General features: G+C 39.8%; 4 protein-coding genes and 1 pseudogene. 1 reads left to right on the top strand and 4 read right to left on the bottom strand.

Annotated features, from left to right (window positions below):
* From F6K49_RS53875 to F6K49_RS40795, 4 genes are all read right to left on the bottom strand, one after another.
* Window positions 1–134: GUN4 domain-containing protein (locus F6K49_RS53875; protein ID WP_366514295.1), on the bottom strand; the 134-nt coding region annotated here is incomplete at its 3' end.
* 204 nt (window positions 135–338) lie between these two features.
* Entirely contained in the window at window positions 339–830 is a 492-nt protein-coding gene (locus tag F6K49_RS40805; RefSeq protein WP_293106649.1) for a hypothetical protein, read from the bottom strand.
* Window positions 831–839: 9 nt separating this feature from the next.
* The gene (locus tag F6K49_RS40800; RefSeq protein WP_293106646.1) at window positions 840–1,319 is read right to left on the bottom strand and encodes a hypothetical protein; all 480 of its coding nucleotides are present in this window, start codon (window positions 1,317–1,319) and stop codon (window positions 840–842) included.
* Window positions 1,320–1,375: 56 nt separating this feature from the next.
* A complete protein-coding gene (locus F6K49_RS40795; protein WP_293106643.1) occupies window positions 1,376–1,621 on the bottom strand; it encodes a hypothetical protein in 246 nt (81 codons plus the stop codon).
* Window positions 1,622–1,926: 305 nt separating this feature from the next.
* Between F6K49_RS40795 and F6K49_RS40790 the strand changes: the two are divergent.
* Window positions 1,927–2,532: pseudogene (locus F6K49_RS40790) on the top strand (hypothetical protein); the annotation flags it as partial.

Genomic DNA, 2,532 nt, shown 5'->3' with positions numbered 1-2,532 from the left:
GATTTTTTTATTTTGTTGCCAGCTATATTTCGATCGATACTTTTGTAAATTTCATGTTGTACCCTATAACCAAACTTTCCCTCGCTATAATTTCCCGATAGTTTGTCAATAATTTTTAGATCGACACAGGTAATTTCTTAAAAAGATGCAATTTTTGATATTTTGTATAAATCCTGGAAACCGAGGATATCAACTTCTTTCCGCTTACCATTTGCTAACAGATAATCTAGGTGAATATCATCAATTTTTGTCACTGATTAAATCAAAGGATATTGTGTATTTAAATCATTTTCATTTCTAGAATTACCCTCACCAACATCTGGTCAAATAAAAGTAGATTATTTAGGAGAAAGCAAAGGAGAAGAATTGTTATTTATTAAATCATTTTTATTACTATCATCATCCTCAGGCAAAGATTTATCATTTTTTTCTTCTGTAGGTGACAGGTGATCTGATTTATTGTGGGAAAAGCTTAATACAGCTCCTATAAAAATAACAGTTATACTCAGTAATACAATAACTTTCCAAGATAGTAATCTTGTTAGTTTCTTATATTGCTTTATTATAGGTGATGTTTTTATTTGATAAGTATAAGGATGATTTCGATGTATATGGGTTTCTGAACCAGAATAATGATCAGACTTTGGAGATTCTATATGTTGGTCAATAGACTTTAGATCTTGTTGTATTCGTTCAATTTCTTTTTCACATTCCTCAATCTTCTTTCGTAGTTCAAACTTTTGTTCCGTACTAGCATTTATTGAAAGTTCAAGCTCATAATTAGCAAGCTTTTCTTTCCAATTTAATAGTGCTTGTTCTTGCTTTAGCATTGACATTCCCTATCTCCTCACCAGCCTCTTAATTGCCTTCCAGGATTTGTACATAAACCCTTCTGTATCGATTTCCAGCTCATAAGATGCGATCGCAGGAATTAACGGCAGCATTACCTTCAACTTAGCTGAGGCTGCCTTTTCCCCTTCTTCCAATTTGGTTCGGATATCTTGCAGCAACTGCACTAGTTCTGGGGGATACTCAACAGGTGGAATGCGCTCAAGGGATTCAACAGCCTGTTTTACTTGAGCTAGTTGAATTTGAGCTTCCTCATCAGAGATTAGAATAGCCTCTTGTGGGTACAACTCCCAATACTCGGCTTCATACCTACGGATACTGGGGAAAATTTCTCGCTTAATCCGCTGTTTGAGTTCAAACTTGGCAGAGGCACTTGGAGAGATAATCAACTCCTGTTCAAAGGAGCCAAGTTTTTCATATAGCAGCTCTAGGTTATTCTTTAAGTCTACTAATCGTTGGTGATCGCTCATCGTTCTTCCTGACTCTCTCACCTGCTGAACTATTTTTACACCAAAGCCTGTAGTGGTTATACTTTGGCTTTCAGCAATGCCAGCCTCTGATTCAATGGCACATCCGACTCGCACCCTAAATACAGTGCCAAAGCACCGACCACCACCTCAGTCTTAGAAATACCAGTTCGCTTAACGTAACTGTTAAGCTCTTTGAGAAGGTACAGGGCAATTATGACGGCAATTTGAGACCTACTGATGACAATGCCTACAAAACAACTACATACTAACCACAGCATGTCAAAGCATGTCAAGGGGTTCATCAAATCTTTAAATACCCAACTGCTCTCAAGCGATCACAACCTCCTTAACTTGTCTTACCTTAAAAGGATCACAACTAGGTGGGGTGAAGGTTTATTTTTACAAGAAAACCTTATTGTATGTAGTTTGTACAAGTTTCTAAATACGGTTGTTTCGACTGACAGAAGAATGACTAACCATTAATAACCTATACATCTGGGGCATGATGCCAGATAATAAAGTCAGACTCATCTAGGGGTAGCGTACAGTCTTATAATTTGGAAACCGTGCAATAATCGTTTTTACCGTGACTGGATAATCTTTCCCTATGGTGCAAGTGCCTGACTCTACCGCCGAACTCGCTGCCCTGCTCAACGAACCCATGGATCTGGATTTCCAACTCCCGGACCCAGAGGATGAAGAAATTCAGGAAACTGACTTTGAAGAGCTAGTGGATCACGCTTGGCGAGTATGCGATCGCTTTGACCTACAGACCGATATCTGGCGGGGACGGATTCTAAGAGTAGTAAGAGACAGGGAGAAAAAAGGCGGTGAAGGACGGGGAGCTGGATTTTTAAATTGGCTCAAAAGTCGGGAAATCGGTAAGAGTCAGGCTTACTCCCTGATTGAACTGGCTAACAGTGCCGATACTCTGTTAATCGAGGGTCAGCTTAGTCATGATGCCATTAATAACTTCAGTAAACGGGCATTTGTGGAAACAGCTAAGTCGGCTCCGGAAGTTCAGCAAATGGTGACAGAACTAGCTCAACAAGGCGATCGCATCACTCGCCGGGAGGTCAAACAGATGTCTGATCAATGGACTGCCATGTCCTCAGAATTACTACCAGAGGAAGTTAAAGAAAAATCTGCTGAAGGGGGTCTCCCATCCAGTTACCTGGCTCCATTGGTCAAAGAGATGGAAAAGCTGCCAGAA

Source organism: Moorena sp. SIO3I6 (assembly GCF_010672095.1).
This window is presented reverse-complemented; position numbering and strand designations above follow the sequence as displayed.